Origin of the sequence: Kosakonia oryziphila (assembly GCF_900094795.1) — a bacterium.
In the GTDB taxonomy this organism is placed as follows: Bacteria; Pseudomonadota; Gammaproteobacteria; order Enterobacterales; family Enterobacteriaceae; genus Kosakonia; species Kosakonia oryziphila.
In genome coordinates this window covers 1-16,158 of the sequence record NZ_FMBC01000060.1, presented here as the reverse complement: position 1 = coordinate 16,158, position 16,158 = coordinate 1, and the positions used below count along the sequence as shown (strand labels likewise).

Annotated in this window: 14 protein-coding genes and 2 pseudogenes; 9 read left to right on the top strand and 7 right to left on the bottom strand. The window is 50.3% G+C overall.

The features are described 5' to 3' along the window. Window positions 1-3 precede the first annotated feature (3 nt). The 3 genes from mmuP (at window position 4) to GA0061070_RS25660 (ending at window position 5,497) form a co-directional block, all read left to right on the top strand. The gene (gene mmuP / locus GA0061070_RS21300) at window positions 4-1,404 is read left to right on the top strand and encodes an S-methylmethionine permease (protein ID WP_090138211.1); all 1,401 of its coding nucleotides are present in this window, start codon (window positions 4-6) and stop codon (window positions 1,402-1,404) included. Beyond that, complete coding sequence (mmuM, locus tag GA0061070_RS21295) at window positions 1,391-2,323, top strand: homocysteine S-methyltransferase (protein ID WP_090138209.1); 933 nt, start codon at window positions 1,391-1,393, stop codon at window positions 2,321-2,323. The genes mmuP and mmuM overlap by 14 nt, the downstream gene beginning before the upstream one ends. 480 nt (window positions 2,324-2,803) lie before the next feature. After that, window positions 2,804-5,497 carry a glycoside hydrolase family 3 N-terminal domain-containing protein gene (locus GA0061070_RS25660; protein ID WP_244153182.1) on the top strand — a complete coding sequence of 898 codons (2,694 nt, stop codon included), beginning with the start codon at window positions 2,804-2,806 and terminating at the stop codon, window positions 5,495-5,497. Window positions 5,498-5,713: 216 nt separating this feature from the next. Here the strand turns inward: GA0061070_RS25660 and GA0061070_RS25655 are convergent, their stop codons facing one another. Then, entirely contained in the window at window positions 5,714-6,322 is a 609-nt protein-coding gene (locus GA0061070_RS25655; RefSeq protein WP_090138207.1) for an SDR family NAD(P)-dependent oxidoreductase, read from the bottom strand. A gap of 410 nt (window positions 6,323-6,732) precedes the next feature. On the opposite strand from GA0061070_RS25655, the pseudogene GA0061070_RS21275 reads away from it, so the two are divergent. Together GA0061070_RS21275 and GA0061070_RS21270 are read left to right on the top strand one after the other, a co-directional pair. Beyond that, window positions 6,733-8,643: pseudogene (locus GA0061070_RS21275) on the top strand (methyl-accepting chemotaxis protein). Window positions 8,644-8,806: 163 nt separating this feature from the next. Next, window positions 8,807-9,427, top strand: coding sequence for a DapH/DapD/GlmU-related protein (locus GA0061070_RS21270; RefSeq protein ID WP_090138205.1), 621 nt, complete (start codon window positions 8,807-8,809; stop codon window positions 9,425-9,427). A 301-nt stretch (window positions 9,428-9,728) separates the two neighbouring features. Here GA0061070_RS21270 and GA0061070_RS21265 read toward each other — a convergent pair whose 3' ends face one another. The 4 genes from GA0061070_RS21265 to GA0061070_RS21250 form a co-directional block, all read right to left on the bottom strand. Continuing rightward, window positions 9,729-10,160, bottom strand: a complete 432-nt coding sequence (locus tag GA0061070_RS21265) for a putative T6SS immunity periplasmic lipoprotein (protein WP_090138203.1) — start codon at window positions 10,158-10,160, stop codon at window positions 9,729-9,731. A gap of 2 nt (window positions 10,161-10,162) precedes the next feature. Continuing rightward, window positions 10,163-10,417 (bottom strand): hypothetical protein, encoded by a 255-nt coding sequence (locus GA0061070_RS25890; protein ID WP_341844412.1) that lies wholly within the window; start codon window positions 10,415-10,417, stop codon window positions 10,163-10,165. A 512-nt stretch (window positions 10,418-10,929) separates the two neighbouring features. Continuing rightward, on the bottom strand, window positions 10,930-11,478 hold the full coding sequence (locus tag GA0061070_RS21255; RefSeq protein ID WP_074774600.1) for a flavodoxin family protein: 549 nt from the start codon (window positions 11,476-11,478) through the stop codon (window positions 10,930-10,932). Between the two features lie 53 nt (window positions 11,479-11,531). Further along, on the bottom strand, window positions 11,532-11,963 hold the full coding sequence (locus tag GA0061070_RS21250; protein WP_090138201.1) for a DoxX family protein: 432 nt from the start codon (window positions 11,961-11,963) through the stop codon (window positions 11,532-11,534). Window positions 11,964-12,129: 166 nt separating this feature from the next. On the opposite strand from GA0061070_RS21250, the gene GA0061070_RS21245 reads away from it, so the two are divergent. Next, the gene (locus GA0061070_RS21245; RefSeq protein WP_090138198.1) at window positions 12,130-12,528 is read left to right on the top strand and encodes a winged helix-turn-helix transcriptional regulator; all 399 of its coding nucleotides are present in this window, start codon (window positions 12,130-12,132) and stop codon (window positions 12,526-12,528) included. A 19-nt stretch (window positions 12,529-12,547) separates the two neighbouring features. Here GA0061070_RS21245 and GA0061070_RS21240 read toward each other — a convergent pair whose 3' ends face one another. Then, window positions 12,548-13,558: an alpha/beta hydrolase gene (locus GA0061070_RS21240; RefSeq protein ID WP_090138196.1), complete on the bottom strand. Its 1,011-nt coding sequence runs from the start codon at window positions 13,556-13,558 to the stop codon at window positions 12,548-12,550. Between the two features lie 221 nt (window positions 13,559-13,779). On the opposite strand from GA0061070_RS21240, the gene GA0061070_RS21235 reads away from it, so the two are divergent. Further along, a complete protein-coding gene (locus GA0061070_RS21235; protein ID WP_090138234.1) occupies window positions 13,780-14,304 on the top strand; it encodes a TetR/AcrR family transcriptional regulator in 525 nt (174 codons plus the stop codon). Continuing rightward, a complete protein-coding gene (locus GA0061070_RS21230; protein ID WP_090138194.1) occupies window positions 14,301-15,398 on the top strand; it encodes an MFS transporter in 1,098 nt (365 codons plus the stop codon). The genes GA0061070_RS21235 and GA0061070_RS21230 overlap by 4 nt, the downstream gene beginning before the upstream one ends. Before the next feature lie 19 nt (window positions 15,399-15,417). Here the strand turns inward: GA0061070_RS21230 and GA0061070_RS21225 are convergent, their stop codons facing one another. Beyond that, complete coding sequence (locus tag GA0061070_RS21225) at window positions 15,418-15,663, bottom strand: zinc ribbon domain-containing protein (RefSeq protein WP_090138191.1); 246 nt, start codon at window positions 15,661-15,663, stop codon at window positions 15,418-15,420. 248 nt (window positions 15,664-15,911) lie between these two features. On the opposite strand from GA0061070_RS21225, the pseudogene GA0061070_RS21220 reads away from it, so the two are divergent. Continuing rightward, window positions 15,912-16,158 (top strand): annotated as a pseudogene (locus GA0061070_RS21220) (IS4-like element ISEc60 family transposase); the annotation flags it as partial.

Genomic DNA, 16,158 nt, shown 5'->3' with positions numbered 1-16,158 from the left:
GATATGCACGAACAACAAGAAAATGGAGAGCTTAAGCGCACCATGAAAACCCGCCATTTGATCATGCTGTCATTAGGCGGCGTCATTGGTACAGGGTTATTTTTTAATACCGGATACATCATCTCTACCACCGGCGCGGCGGGGACACTGCTGGCGTATTTGATTGGGGCGCTGGTCGTCTGGCTGGTTATGCAGTGTCTTGGTGAGCTTTCCGTGGCGATGCCAGTCACAGGTGCTTTTCATGTCTACGCGGCGCGCTATATTGGCCCGGCGACAGGGTATACCGTGGCATGGCTATACTGGCTCACCTGGACGGTCGCTCTGGGATCGAGCTTTACTGCCGCCGGGTTCTGTATGCAGTACTGGTTCCCGCATGTTCCGGTCTGGCTATGGAGCGCTCTGTTTTGTGTGGTGATTTTTTGCCTTAACGCGATTTCAACGCGTTTCTTTGCTGAAGGGGAGTTCTGGTTCTCGCTTGTTAAAGTCGCGACCATCATCATCTTTATCATCCTCGGTTGCGGGGTGATTTCCGGGTTTATCCCGATGAAGGATGGTTCACCTTCGCCGGGGCTTTCTAACCTCACCAGTGAGGGCTGGTTTCCATATGGCGGTTTGCCCATTCTGATGACCATGGTGGCGGTCAATTTTGCTTTTTCCGGTACTGAGCTTATCGGTATTGCGGCGGGCGAAACGGAAAACCCGCATCAGGCTATTCCGGTAGCGATCCGCGCCACGATTGCCCGGTTAATCCTGTTTTTTATCGGCACCGTTTTTGTCCTTGCCGCGCTGATACCGGCGAATGTGGCAGGGGTTGAGAAGAGCCCGTTTGTGCTGGTCTTTGAAAAAATAGGCATTCCATATGCGGCGGATATTTTTAACTTCGTCATTCTGACCGCTATCCTTTCTGCGGCGAATTCCGGGCTTTATGCCTCGGGCCGCATGCTATGGTCGCTGGCAAACGAAAAAACGTTGCCGGGCTGTTTTGCCCGCGTTAATAAGCAAGGCGTGCCGTTGATAGCCCTTTCTGTCTCGATGCTCGGTGGCCTGTTGGCGCTGTTATCCAGCGTGATTGCTCCTGATACGGTGTTCGTTGCCCTCAGCGCCATTTCTGGCTTTGCCGTCGTGGCCGTATGGCTTAGCATCTGCGCGTCCCACTTTGTCTTTCGCCGCCGCCACTTACAGTCAGGCAAGCCGTCGTCGTCGTTGCAATATCGGGCACCCTGGTATCCGCTGGTTCCCGTACTTGGATTCGTACTGTGTCTGATGGCCTGCATCGGGCTGGCGTTCGATCCGGAGCAGCGTATTGCGCTCTATTGCGGCCTGCCGTTTGTCGCCCTTTGCTACGGTGTCTATTTTCTCACCCACAAAACAAAATTGAAGGAGGCTGACTATGCCGCAGATTAACCCTCTTACCGCGCTGCTTGAAAGTCATCCCTTTGCCGTACTTGATGGTGCACTGGCCACCGAACTGGAAGCACGCGGATGCAACCTTGCCGATAATCTCTGGTCCGCCAGGGTATTAATGGAAAATCCACAACGCATTCGGGACGTGCATCTGGATTACTTCCGCGCGGGTGCACAGATAGCCATTACCGCCAGTTACCAGGCTACGCCCGCAGGCTTTGCGGCACGTGGGCTGACGGAGGCGCAGTCAAAAGCGCTGATTGAACAGAGTGTGAAACTGGCAAAAGAGGCGAGTGAAATTTATCGCGCAGAAAACCCTGAGGCCGGTACGCTGCTGGTGGCTGGCTCTGTTGGACCATACGGCGCTTATCTGGCCGATGGCTCTGAGTATCGCGGCGACTATGTGCGCAGCCACGAGGAGTTTCAGCTATTTCATCGCCCGCGGATTGAAGCGTTGCTCAATGCAGGCGCCGATCTGCTGGCCTGCGAAACGTTACCTTCCTTCGCGGAAATAAAAGCACTGGCTGACCTGTTGTCCGAATATCCAGATGCGCGGGCGTGGTTTTCATTTACCTTGCGTGACGACAAACACTTGAGCGATGGCACGCCGCTGGTTCAGGTGGTGGATGCGCTGTCTGCCTCCCCCCAAATCGTGGCGCTGGGCATTAACTGTATTGCGCTGAACAAAACAACCGCCGCGCTCAAACATCTGCAAAGCCTCAGTGCGCTGCCGTTGGTTGTCTATCCTAACTCTGGGGAAACTTACGACGCAGTCACCAAGGTGTGGCATGCGCACGGCGATACCTGCGCATCCTTAGCGGCATATTTGCCCCAGTGGTTAGAGGCTGGCGCAAGACTGATTGGCGGATGCTGCCGGACTACCCCACAGGATATTGCCGCACTGAGTGAACACCATTGACGGTGAAGGGAAACAAGCAGGGCGCAGAGGCGGGCACTTATTGCCCGCTTAGCGCCTTTCATCCTGCGCGGTATTGATAGCATGATGAACCGCTTTCTGCGTTTCATAGCAACATCACCTTCGTTTAAGGATTCCCGCTGGAACTTACTGAGCAATTAAACATTGAGTAACCGATAGCGCCGGCCAGACAACCGCTGATTCTGATAGAGGGCGCTACGGCCATTATCTCTACCGCAAAAAGACAAAATCCCAGCGCGCTTTTGCGTGTCATTATTGTGGTTTTTATCGTAAGCAATGTCCGTTTTCCCTCATATGATGGCGATAAATTCATTTATTTTCCCTTTTGTTTATTCTTCATTGACTAAATGAACCAGCAGCCGTTGTCCTATGACTGTCACAAACAAAATGACAGGATGTCTTGAGCTTGTGGGTATATCTTTTCTCCTGTCATTAACGAGTACTTTTAAAAGGAGATTTACTATGGATATCAATCAGATAGTAAAAAATATGACGCTGGAAGAGAAAGTCGGGCAAAAAATCATGCTGGATTTTCGCTACTGGGACCAGAACGGAAGCAGCAATAAGGATATGACCGTTCCTGATGAAACCATTGGCAGATTGATCACGGATAACCACATCGGTGGCGTGATCCTGTTCGCCAATAATCTTAAAGATAAGTTACAGATTAAAACGCTGACGGCATGGTACGCCGCCATGAAAACCTGTGGCGATATTCGTTTGTTTATTGGAACGGATAACGAAGGCGGCAATGTTTTCCGCCTGCCGCGCGGTGATTACGCTTCGTTTCCAGGTAATATGGCGCTCTCTGCCGCCATCGAAGGGGGCGCTGATATTCAGCTAGCCTACGAACAGGGTGCTCAGATGGCACAGGATATGCTTTCCCTGCATATCAACACTAATTTTGCGCCGGTCGTGGATGTCAATACTAACCCTTTCAATCCGGTAATTAATGTACGTTCGTTCAGCGATGATGTAAGCACTGTTTCCCTACTGGCGGAAAAAATGGCAGCAGGGATGAGGCAACAAAATCTGATCACTGCTTACAAACATTTTCCGGGACACGGCAGTACGTCCACCGATTCACACACTGGTCTGCCTTGTGTTGATCGCTCCAGAAAAGATGCTTTCGCCATCGATATTGCACCTTATAAACATGCCATTGATAGTCATGTTGCACCGGATATGATTATGACCGCTCATATTCAGTATCCGGCACTGGATAACAGCCAGGTAATTACCCGTAATGGAATGAAAATTACGGTGCCTGCGACCATGTCGCGGGAAATCCAGACTCATATCCTGCGTGCTGAGCTGGGCTTTACCGGCGTAACGATTTCTGACGCACTGGATATGGGGGCTATCACAGATAATTTTGATCGAGACGACGCTATTGAGCGGGTATTTACTGCCGGGGTTGATATCGCTCTGATGCCAGTCAGTATTTCATCGCCTTCTCAGGCGAATCAACTACCGGTGTTGGTTCAGGGTATAGTTGAAAAAATCAGGCAAGGCATCATCAGTGAAACGGATATTAATACTTCTGTAGAACGGATCTTGCGCCTGAAGAAAAACTATTCCCTTTATGGTGATGTTGGTAAAGATCGTTCTCTTTATTTAATCAGGCCTGTTTTAAATCCTGAGTTGGGAGTTGGATTTGACCAGAATGAACTCTTGAATGGTTGTGCAAAAATAAAACTCAGAGATCCTCTTGCTCAAATCTCTTCGAACGATCTGCGGTTTGCCATAAAATATAGCGCAGAACATCATGGCTATAGTATCAGTATGACAGGGCCAGTTACCTGGGATGAGACAGACAGAGCAGGCAATTTATCTGTTAATTTTTCAGATGACTGGAATCAACCTAAAAACCTGTGGACCTTTGACCGAGTCGGTGATAATGAATTCATTATTCGCAACCTTAAAGATCCTTCAATGGTCTGGGATGTACATAATTACTATGCCAACTATGGTACAAACATAAAGGTGACGAAAGAAAAAAGTAATAACGATCCGGTAAAAAAAGCGCAGATATTTCGCATCGATATGATGCAGGACAATAAATGTTTCGTCACTACTTCTCTGTGCTCTACTAAATCAATATCAACAACAGACAATGATAATAATGTCATTGTCTGGGAACATGATAATGGCGAGCGTCAACAGTTTTATATTTACTCGAGAAATACAGAGCAAGATCCAAACAAACCACCTGTATATATTTATCAGATGTTTGACCATAAAAAAGAGAAGATCCTGGCATGGAATGTTCCCGGCGGAAAACAATTGTTTATGCATCCTAATGAAAACAAAAAGGAGCACTTCTGGAATATCGAATTACAGTGTGGTGGGGACTATATAATTTCAAACCACAGGGAAAGGGGGCGAGTGGTTGATGTTACAGATGCGAAAATCAATAATGGCAACATACTCCATGTAGAAAGCAGGCACCCGTCTACCGACAACGCGGCGCAGCGATTCCGCCTGCATTATATGGTCGACAATACCCCTGTTTATTTTCTCCGTCCGGAACTGGAAAAAAAGATTGCAGACAGATCGATTACCGTTGTGATTAACAGACAATCCACCTTGCCGCTGACGGATAAAAACCAGCATTATTTTATTCTGACCCCATGGGGCGAGCAGGCGAAAGGTATTGCTGCGGTTATGTCCCAGGATGGCTATATGAATGTTATGGCTGCTAAGGAAGCAGACCTGACGGATAAACAGGTCAGAGAATATATTGCTGCCTGTGACGTATTTCTGCTCGGAACACTGTCAACCCGTTACTCTCCAGTAGAAGAAGATGGCGTCTCCCCCGGAGGTATACCAAATACTTCCCCTGATAACCATTATCTTGTCTGGTTACGCTATGCAGCGGAACAGGGGAAAAAACGGATACATCTATCGCTTCGCGCTCCTTACGACATCGTTAACTATGCCGACGACGTTGACGCAGCCGTAGCCGCCTATTCCTATTATGGGTATGACAGCGGGGTTTGGCGTGGCCTCTCGATGATATCACTGGCAGAGATTCTGACGAATAAGCGTCCACCACAGGGAAAACTGCCGATCAATACCTGGCATGACTACGATGTGGAGACGAATACGGGTACGGTGGCGTTCCCCAGAGGATATGGTCTGGAGTGGAGCTGAATAAACACTCGACGGAGGTTTGTGATATCAGGTGCTCTCATGATTTTTGGGCTGGGCACTGCCCGTTCATGTCACTTAAGGAGAAAACAATGATAAACGGTAAAGATACATAAGTAACTGCATCTGGCGCCCAACTGGCAAATGCAAAAATCGCTGGATTCGTCGCTAAGAGCCATGCAGTAACACGGCGTCAAAAACGTATCACGAGGCGCAGGCTTATGGAAGAGCCCGCGCCTCGTTCAAGGCAGGCGTATGTGTTTGAGCGGCCTCATTCTGGCGCCTGAAAACGCCCGGTGGAACGCCCACATATTGCGTGAAGGCTACGTTAAAGGCGCTCGCTGATTGATATCCGATGTGAAAGGCAATCTGTTCGATTTTCTCTTTGCTGCTCACCAGCGCTTTTTTCGCTAACGACATGCGCCAGAAGAGAAGATATTGCCCAGGCGGCATACCGACAGTCTCGTTGAAAGCGGCAAAAAAAGCGGATCGGGACATTGCGGCATGGCGGGCGAGCTGCGCTATTTGCCACTCATTACCGCCAACCACATGGATAATGGCGTCGACACCGCCCATCTGCGCCTGAACGGCTTGCGCTACTGAAGCACACCCTTCGGCGGTGGTCAGATCTGCCGCTACGAAGATGTCTGCACTACACTCCGCAGGAGCGTGGCGCGCAGTAGTTAACACTCTTGCGCCCCGTTGTTTTAGTACCCCGACGACCGCTTTACCAACGCCTTTGGTGCCTGCCGTCACCAGCACGCGTGCACCCTGAAAATCAAGCCTGAGGTATGTACTGGCAGAATAAATAGTGAAGCAGGTCAGCATATTATCGGAAACAGATATCACTAATAGTGCGAAATGATAATTAATAACATGACTAATTGGCCAAACTATAATATTGCTCAGATAGTGAAGATTTATTGATATTTTACGCCACAGCGATGGCTGTCAGGGCAGAAATAACTTTGCGGGATCATTATTACCACGATAAACGAGCAATATGTGGCCTTATCCGCATTATTTTTTTTGCAACGTTCTTTATTTGTTTGGGGATATTTTCTGTAGGTCTCTTTTTTCATTTTTTTTATTAAAAGAAATTGCGCAACTGACGATAAGTAAGTGGATAGCCAACGTCTCCTGAGTCCTCAAAAAGAAGTGAATAAACTTGTAATCAGAGACGAAGTAAAAATGAAACCATCTTCCGAAAATTAAGAAAGATTACTGAGGATACCTCCATGTCAAAGCTGTTACCGTCAATAAAAAACCTGCCTGTGGCTGCCAAGCTGTTTGGCGGGTTCGCGGTTTTAATCGTCATTATTGTGCTGTCCTCACTTATCAGCATACAACAATCTGGCAATATCCGTGACCATGCCTTAAAGGGAGCATTAATCAATGAAATTAGCACGGAACTTAATACTGCGCGACGTAGCCGTTTGACTTATCAATTAAACCATGATGATAAATCACTCCAGGCGAATAAAACCGCCATTGAAAAGATGGATCAAAAAGCAATTGCTGGGCTGGACTTTACCTGGGACAGCGATGCCCGCGTTTTGTTTGAAGAATTGCGCAGTACTATTCCTGACTATGCCAGCCACCGCGACACGTTCGTTAAACTGGAACAAGTGACTGTCGAGAAAGCGCAGAGATTGACATCACCCGAGCTGAAAACCCTGCTGGATAAATTCAGTACCCGCTTCGAGCAGCAGGAAAATACGTCAAAAGATGAAATAGCGTTACTCAATCGCCTCAACAATATCTGGATAGCTGCTTATGAAATCCAGTCATCTGCGGGTAAGCAGGGGATAGATGCTTTTAAGACACAATCTGATGCCGTGTCAAAGAGCATCCACGCAGAAAATCTGAGTCTTAATGCGGAAGATAAAGAGATGGCTCAGGCATTTCTTAACGCTATGCAGAATAACGTCGCCTACTATGCTAATGCTCTGAATGAATCGCAGAAAGCCGCTACAGATCTCACCGGCGTCGCAGAAAAAATCAATACCATCACTGCCGATTTGGTGACAGGCCAGACCCAGAAAAATATCGATATTATTCAGCGTGTAATGATAATTATGAGCATTGTTGCCGTTTGTGCCGTGCTGACGGGTTTACTGGTCGCCTGGTTGCTTACCCGGCAGATGACGCGCCAGATAAAACACAATTTGACGCTGGCAGAACGTATTGCTGGTGGTGACCTGACTGCCATCATTGAGCCACAATCAACGGATGAACTGGGCCGCCTGACACTGGCTATGGGCGTGATGAACGATAGACTGCGCGACATGATCACGCAAATTAAAGAGTCGGTAATGCATGTGGCAAATGCCTCATCGGATATTTCGGCAGGCAATATTGACCTGGCTTCCCGTACGGAAGAACAGTCGGCTGCGGTGGTTGAAACGGCGGCAAGCATGGAAGAGTTGACCTCAACGGTTAAGCGCAATGCTGACAATGCGCGTGAAGCCAGCCAGCTTGCTGGGGTGGCGGCAGAGCATGCGCGTTCCGGTGGCAAAATTGTCTGGGATGTCGTCAGCACGATGGAAACCATCGCTGAAAGCTCAAACAAGATCACGGATATTATCAGCGTAATAAATGGTATTTCTTTCCAGACCAATATTCTTGCGCTTAACGCGGCTGTTGAGGCGGCACGCGCCGGTGAACAGGGGCGCGGGTTCGCAGTAGTGGCGGGCGAAGTAAGAAGCCTGGCCCAACGCAGCGCTAACGCCGCCAGGGAGATCGAAGGGCTGATAAAAGAGTCCGTGCAACGCGTGATGACTGGTTCAGAGATGGCAAATAAAGCCGGTTCGACCATGGAGCAGATTGTATCCTCCGTCACCAACGTGAGTGGGATCATGAATGAAATTTCAAGCGCCTCGGAGGAGCAGAGCAGAGGTATTGATCAGATTGGTAAAGCAGTAACGGAGCTGGATTCAACAACCCAGCAGAATGCGGCGTTGGTTCAGTAGTCGTCTGCGGCGTCATTATCACTAGAACAACAGGCAGAACAGCTCACTCAACTGGTTTCCGTGTTCAAACTGAACTCAGAAACCGCGAAGCCGAAACAGACACCAGCGGCTCGCGGCAAGGTTAACCTGAGGCCTGCAACGTCAACAGGCAATGGGGCTGACTGGGAATCCTTCTGACACGCAGCCCATTAAAAAAGTGCCCTCCTGATAAGTGAGGGCACAGCTTAAAGCACACCTACTACGGTGAGCTTGCTGCGGCTTATCACACCGGGCAGCCGTGGCGTCATTTGCCCTACACAGAAGCGTAATACAGTAGCGCTTCTGAGAAGAGGGAATCACGATGAAACATACCAAATTAGCAGAAACCTGGATCGATCCTGGCGTTCGTATGCGCGAATGCAAAATAGGGCAGCAATGTGAAGTGCTGGCCAATAGCTTGATGGAATACAGTATGTTAGGTGATTTTTCCTATATTGGGGAATATTGCACCGTTGCCGATGCTGAGATAGGGAAATTTGTCGCCATTGCCAATAATGTGCGTATTGGCGCGCCCAATCATCCTATGGGGCGGCCATCCCAGCACCGAATCACCTATTGCCCGGAGTACTATTCCGCCAGCGCGGTACGCGATCACGACTTTTTCACTCACCGGCGTGGCGCGCGCGTCATTATCGGTAATGATGTCTGGATCGGGCATGCTGCTATTGTGCTGCCCGGCGTGATAATCGGAGACGGCGCTGTTATTGCGGCGGGTGCCGTGGTCAGTAAAGATGTGGAACCTTACACCATCGTTGGCGGCGTTCCGGCAAAGGTTATTCGTTTACGCTTCTCACCGCATATTGGACAACAGTTACAACAGATCGCCTGGTGGGAGTGGCCGCTGGAGACCATCATCGAACGGCTGGCCGATTTTCAGGATGAAAATATAGAAACGTTTTGCGAAAAGTGGGGACACCAGTAAGCCGTGTTCAGCAAGCTTTCGCACATGGGAAAGAGAGTATTGCCTCGCCGATGGTTTTGGTTTTGAAGAGCCACACATTATCGGCGAAGTAAAAAACCTTCCGACCAGATCGTTAATTTTGTTGTGTATCCCGGAATTACGCGCTCCCGGCCAGAACCGGGAGCGTAGCTTTCAGACTGTGATCGATTTACCCGCCGCCTCCAGCCATAACCCCTTCATAACCACCGCCGGAGCATAAACGTTATCCCGGTAACGCCCCGCATAACTCACCGTTAAATAACGGTACGTAACCGAACCATCATTATTGATATGGTCTGACACCTTCATTGCTCTGAAGCGGGAGGCTACGCACACCGGTTTTAGATACCTCAATCGCGGCTACTACACTTCTCACAGGCATGTTCTGTTGGCTGGATTTCAGGACGTAGCGGATAACAAATTGGCCTTGTTCAGGAAAAGTATATAGCGTAGGGGTAATACACAATTGGCTATCCTCTACTTTCAAATCGGGATTACCACCCTGCCACATTTTTTCTGCTGGTTTATCACGTTGACCAATTGACAGTATGGTCGGTTGATATTCACCCGCATCAGGCACCAGAAAACAGATATTATTTCCTGATTTTTGTACTGTTGTAAGTTCATCGGCTTGCAATCTGTCGCCCTGTCCGGGGCAGCCTGTTAATGTAAATAAGCATGGAAGTAAGAATAAAAAAAAGTTTCTGTTTTTCATTATCAGCGCCATGGGAAATTTTGCAGTGTTTTTTGGTATTGGGATCTGATGACACTTTCTGTTGTATCACCATCAAGAGTAATGTTGCCTCGTTCTTTGAGTGTGCACCATGCTATATAACCGTGAGTATTTAGAATGTACCAATCAGTAATAATCTGTGCCTGTTGCTCCATTGGATATCGCCTTAAAGGACGACCATCAAGCGCATAGCGATAGCTAACCAGGCCGCTTATCAGCCCATTTAGTCGTACGTTCATTCCTCTGCCTCGCTGCCAGACATGGCACATCTCATGAATGAATATATGGCGATGAGAGAGGTCTGACTGCGAAAAATCATGGGTATACCATGTCCGGAAATAGAGTTCTCCATTTGGAGCCATACCCGCATTCTTCGGCTGAAATCCAAATGGAAAGTAACTGCCTTAGTGTACCCAAACTTTATAGTATTCAATCGTGTCGCCGAACACGGCTCTGGACATTCGAACTTCGCCAGGTGTTAGTAAACGCAGCGTGCCTTCCTTTTCCATGGGACAAATACTCCATTTTCTTAACTAACGAGCTATTAAAATAGAACGGGTTATCTTTAATTTCTATCTATTTTGAATATGGGGCGAATACGGTAACGGATAATCAACTTTCATCGATTATAAGCGGGAAGTGTAGTGTCTATCCGCAGCGAGGGAGGGATATTTTTCAGGATGGTGTTGGAAATCTTTCGCTCTGAAGTGCGAAATAAAAAGGCCGGGTTTCCCCGGCTCTGACATACAACTTAATTAAAACGGCGCGCTACATCGGCCACGCGCTGGCCGAATTTCACTGCGGTATCCAGGTCGCCGGATGCGATTTTATCAGCACCGGCATCGGATGGTGATTGCACCAGCAGGCCAACAGAACCGCCGAGGTTGTTGATATCTTCGCGGGTTGCAGCAAGCGTGTTCGCTGGCAGCAGCCCCAGGCTCACCCAGATGCCGCCATGCTGTGATGCCAGCGTTTGCAGGTATTGCAGCGAAACTTGTTTGTCACCATTCAGGCTGGCGCTGTTGCTGAAGCCAGCAAATACTTTGTCCTGCCAGGCGCGGGTAAACCAGGCTTTGGAGCTGGCATCGGCGAATTTCTTAAACTGCCATGGCACGCCGCCCATATAGGTTGGGGCACCAAAAATAATGGCTTTGGCGTCATTCAGTAATTGCCAGTCGCTTTCCTGAATATCACCGTTATTATCCACAGCGATCAGCGTTGCATTTGCACCTTCGGCGACTTTCTCAGCAACCGCTTTAGTGTGCCCGTAACCAGAATAATAGATCACAACAATAGACATTTTTTTCCCCTATCGAAGAGAGATAACGTGCAAAAGAATTTGCACGACCGCGATCATTTTTCTTTTCCGGCAAACAGGGTGTATTTCCCTGCGCCCAGAAACATAATGCTTAATCCGCCGAGGAAATAGAGAGCTTCATTTTCCAGACCCCACGCGCCGACGTTGGTCAGGGTAAAGAATTTCCCCATGCCGACCAGTAAGGTGGCAACCAGAATATTAAATGCATAAATAAATGCTGCCTGGCGCGTGAACAGGCCAATAATAATCAGTACCGGCGTAATAATTTCGCCAACAAACACACCGTAAGCGATAAAACCTGGTAAACCCTGCGCGATCAGCATCCCGGAAATCCAGCCTATACCATGCTGCACTTTGGCTACGCCGTGGAACAGCATCAGCACGCCAAATGTCAGACGCAGCAACAGCTTGCCAAACTCCGGGTGCGTGGTAAGACTGAGAAATGCGTAGTTCAGCCGACTAATCATCCTTTATTCCTTTCTATTTCGCAGGAGAACTTTTGCCATTTCTGGCACCTTAGTATCAAATAGAAACTTAGGCTTTGAGTTATACACATCCCGCTCCGGTTGCGGAAGAAGGCACCCAAAGGGCACTACGTTTCCTCAAGGAAACCTACTACGAGAATTTGTCGTTATGATTAAGCCGTCCATTCCTTACGACATTTATGATAACCGCTGCCCAACGCGCGATATGCTGGCAAGGCTGGCGGACAAATGGGCCTTGCTGGTGCTGGCGCGTCTGGAAAATGGGCCGATGCGGTTTAATGGCCTGAAACGGGATATCCGCATGATCACGCAAAAGGTCTTAACCCAGACGCTGCGCAAGCTGGAGCGCGACGGTATCATCGCCCGTAAAGTGTTTTATACCGCGCCGGTGTCGGTGGAGTACAGCCTGACGCCGCTGGGGCGCACGCTGACGGAAACTGTCTCGGTGCTGGCGCACTGGGTGGAAAATAATATGGATGCGGTGTTAGCGGCGCAGGCTGCATATGACGAGGCGAATTTGCTCAAAACGAAGGAACCCACCGCATAGTGTGGGTTCCGGGGTGCGCTTATTTCAGGTGGACGCGCAGTTCATTCGCTGCCTGGGAGAGCGCGGTGCGAACGGTTGGCTCTTCGCTCAGGGCATTCAGCAGACCGTAGTCGTGGATCATGCCGTTATAGCGGGTGACGGTAACTGGCACGCCAGCGGCATCCAGTTTGCGGCCGAAGGCTTCCCCTTCATCGCGCAGCACATCAAGCTCTGCGGTCTGGATAAGCGTAGGCGGCAAGCCTTTTAGTTGCTCGCTGCTTGCTTCCAGCGGTGAAGCCAGAATATTGCGGCGATCGCTCTCTTTGGTGGTATAGTTATCCCAGAACCATTTCATCATGTTTTTGCTCAGGAAATAACCGTTCGGGAACTGGTTATAGGAACCGGTATCAAAGCGTGCGTCGGTGACCGGCCAGAACATCACCTGGTAGCGAATCGCCGGTGCGTGGTGCTCTTTGGCCTGAAGCGCTACCGCTGCCACCATATTACCGCCGACGCTGTTGCCCGCCAGCGCCAGACGAGAACCATCCACGCCAATCTCTTTGCCATGCTCGGCGACCCAGCGCGTGGCTTCATACGCCTGATTAATGGCGACCGGGAAGTGTGCTTCCGGTGACGGTGTGTAATTGACAAACACGGCGGCAGCGCCGGATTCGTTCACCAGATCGCGGACAAAACGTTCATGGGTTGGATAATCACCCAGCACCCAACCGCCGCCGTGGAAGAACATAAACACCGGCAGTGTACCGGTTGCGCCCTGTGGTTTGACGATGGTCAGTGTCAGTGGTTTACCGTTCACGGTGATGATTTTTTCGGTTACGTCTGCCGCAGGCAGTTTGGCGCCTTTCTGCGCGCCGATCAGCACCTGGCGAGCATCCGGCACCGAGAGTTGTTCGATAGGTTTTCCGCCGCTGCTGTTCAACGCAGAAAGGAATTTCGCGACACCTACAGTCGGCGTGGGCGCATCGGCGGCCCAGGCAGTGGATACGCTGGCGGCGGTTAAACTCATGGCAATCAGTAATGAACGGGACATTCTTATCTCCTTTGCGATTATATCGCGCGCTACTTAAATGGTTGGGAAAGCGCGGTTGTGTTTGTGTCTGGGACGGACTTTAAATAGCGTGCGATTTAATTGCAAGTTAGTTTTTAGCGATGAAAATATTTATCCGCATTACTTATTGAATTTTAATGTGTTTTATTTTTACTTTTTTATACGCGTTGGCGAAAGTAAAACGATCGGTTTACTTTTTAATAATGAAAAAACGACAAGATATCATTCAGGCCGCTGAGCGGCTGTTTTACAACAATGGCTTTCACGCCACCAGCACCGATCGTATTTGCGAGGAAGCCGGGGTTTCAACGCGCACGCTGTACCGCCATTTCCCTTCGCGAGAGCAATTAACCGCAGCGGTAATGGAAGCCCGCCAGCAACGTTTTTTCGCTGATCTCTACGCGCCCGATCACCCACAGGCGGTGGAAAAACTTTTTGCTGTGCTCGGGGAATGGATGGCGGGCTACGGTGCGGGCGGATGCTTTTTCCTGAAAGCCTGGGGCGAGTACGCGCAGGAAAACATACAGCTATGCGCACTGGCGCTGGGTTTTCGCTATGCGCTGCGGGATTACATCGCCACGAGCGTGAGACATAGCGCGCTGGCAGATGCCGTCTGGATGCTGTTTGAAGGGGCGATTACCGCGGCGTTAATTCGGGGGCCGCAGGCGGCTTACGATGCCGGAAAAGCGGCGGCGATCCTGATGGCCAGCGAGGAGGCGAAACGATGAAGACTGGCATCATCGGTTTTGCGCTGATCGCCGTTTCTTATGGCCTCGCCCGTTTCTCATGGGGACTGATGATGCCCGCCGTGGCGCAGGATATTCCTTTCAACTCGCGCCTTGCCGGGATCCTTTCGGCCTGTAGTTTCGCGGCTTATTGTCTGTCGATAAGCGCAGCCGCCACGTTGAATAAGCGCTATGGGCCGCGATTCCCCTCGGCGATTTCTGCGCTGAGTGCCGCGCTTGGTTTGTTGCTGATTGCCGCAGCCGCTTCTCCGGTGATGCTGGGTGTCGGATTGTTTATTGCCGGGAGCAGCGCCGGGTTTTCGTCGCCTTCGCTGGCGGCCGCAGTCAGTCGTTGCGTGAGCGCATCACGGCAAACGCAGGTGAATACCTTGATTAACGCCGGAACCGGGGCAGGGATCATCCTTTCTGTACCGCTTTTGTCGTTTCTGCCGTGGCGAATTGCGTGCCTCGTGTTCGCAGTTATTGCACTGCTGTGCCTGTGGCCAGTGCAGAGCTATTTACCGCGCGGCGCACAGCCGCAGACGCAGGCGCATAAGGGAACACTTTTCTCGCGCGGGGTTGTCCGTCTTGCGCTGATTGCTTTGTTGAGCGGGATGATGAGCGCCGCGTGGTGGAGTTTTGGCCCGCAAGTGTTGCGCCAGCAGATGGCGGTGGCGGATTCGCTTATCAGCATTCTGTGGTGTGTTTGCGGCGCGGCGGGCATTTTGGGCGCTTTCACCGGGCCGATTGCGCGTTATATCGGTATGCGTCAGGTCTACCGGCTGGCGCTGGTGTTTATGGCCGCACCGTTGTTGTTAATGGCGTTCAGCCACACATTTTCCTGGTGGTTAATCCCGGCGGTGGCGCTCTGTGGGGCTGGCTATATCACGCTTTCCGGCGTGCTGCTGGTGTGTGGCGCAGAAGCTACCCCCGCGACCCCGGCTTCCGGGGTCGGCATGGTGTTTTTTATGCTGGCTGTAGGGCAGGTGGCTGGCGCAGTAATATTGGGCTTGCTCTACGCACAGGCCGGGGTTGCGCTGGCGTTTGGCCTGTTTGCGCTGTCGGGGCTGGTACTGCTGTTTTTCACTCCGAATTGAAGCCGTCAGGCTAATAGCTTCAGGCTCTGTCTGCCCATGCAGGCATTGATGTCAGATAGCGGATGGCACGTTTACGCGCTTCTTCGTTGCCCACTTTCTGCCACGAATCGAGGTATTCTGCGAGGCCGGAAACGGCATCATCCCAGGATTTCAGATTGCCTTCGCTGTCGGTGCAGTATGTGCAATATTTGTCGCTGGTGCCGCGAGCCTCCGGCGCGGAGAGCGGTATTCCGCAGGATTGACAGTGCTGTTCGGTATAAGACATGGTGTGCTCCTTGTCATGTGGGTAAACGAGAAATATACCGCTCAGGCCAGAAAGGAAATGTCTGACGGATCAATAAATCATACATTTACAATGGCTATTTGTGGGGCCGTTTATTCGTTATTCAGTTAGTAAGTGCTTGCGGGTGGGGAACGAGGGGAGAACTCCTGAGGAATCCCCAGAAAAATGGGACAGGCATAGTGTGATGTGATCTAATTGATTGTGCTAACAATTTCAAGGAAATCACCACTATGCCTGCGCGTTCATTATGCCGAAAATTTCTTAAGAATATACTGAAGCCCCTGCATCTTTACCGTCAAAAAGCACTGATTGACGCAACCAGTGCTGTAATAAATGGCGCATCCCTTACGCTTACCAGTATCGGACGTCATTTGACTGGAACTGCATCGGTTAAAAACAAAATAAAGCGGGTGGATCGACTGCTGGGGAACCCCCATCTGCAAAATGAGGTTTCCACCATTTTTCATCGGGTTACGC

Coding starts and splice junctions, on each gene's coding strand:
- GA0061070_RS25655 (WP_090138207.1), bottom strand. CDS start 6,322: ATGCTGACCTGCTTCACTATTTATTCTGCCAGTACATACCTCAGGCTT.
- GA0061070_RS21270 (WP_090138205.1), top strand. CDS start 8,807: ATGAAACATACCAAATTAGCAGAAACCTGGATCGATCCTGGCGTTCGT.
- mmuM (WP_090138209.1), top strand. CDS start 1,391: ATGCCGCAGATTAACCCTCTTACCGCGCTGCTTGAAAGTCATCCCTTT.
- GA0061070_RS21255 (WP_074774600.1), bottom strand. CDS start 11,478: ATGTCTATTGTTGTGATCTATTATTCTGGTTACGGGCACACTAAAGCG.
- GA0061070_RS25660 (WP_244153182.1), top strand. CDS start 2,804: ATGGATATCAATCAGATAGTAAAAAATATGACGCTGGAAGAGAAAGTC.
- GA0061070_RS21235 (WP_090138234.1), top strand. CDS start 13,780: ATGAAAAAACGACAAGATATCATTCAGGCCGCTGAGCGGCTGTTTTAC.
- GA0061070_RS21225 (WP_090138191.1), bottom strand. CDS start 15,663: ATGTCTTATACCGAACAGCACTGTCAATCCTGCGGAATACCGCTCTCC.
- mmuP (WP_090138211.1), top strand. CDS start 4: ATGCACGAACAACAAGAAAATGGAGAGCTTAAGCGCACCATGAAAACC.
- GA0061070_RS21230 (WP_090138194.1), top strand. CDS start 14,301: ATGAAGACTGGCATCATCGGTTTTGCGCTGATCGCCGTTTCTTATGGC.
- GA0061070_RS21265 (WP_090138203.1), bottom strand. CDS start 10,160: ATGAAAAACAGAAACTTTTTTTTATTCTTACTTCCATGCTTATTTACA.
- GA0061070_RS21250 (WP_090138201.1), bottom strand. CDS start 11,963: ATGATTAGTCGGCTGAACTACGCATTTCTCAGTCTTACCACGCACCCG.
- GA0061070_RS25890 (WP_341844412.1), bottom strand. CDS start 10,417: ATGAACGTACGACTAAATGGGCTGATAAGCGGCCTGGTTAGCTATCGC.
- GA0061070_RS21245 (WP_090138198.1), top strand. CDS start 12,130: ATGATTAAGCCGTCCATTCCTTACGACATTTATGATAACCGCTGCCCA.
- GA0061070_RS21240 (WP_090138196.1), bottom strand. CDS start 13,558: ATGTCCCGTTCATTACTGATTGCCATGAGTTTAACCGCCGCCAGCGTA.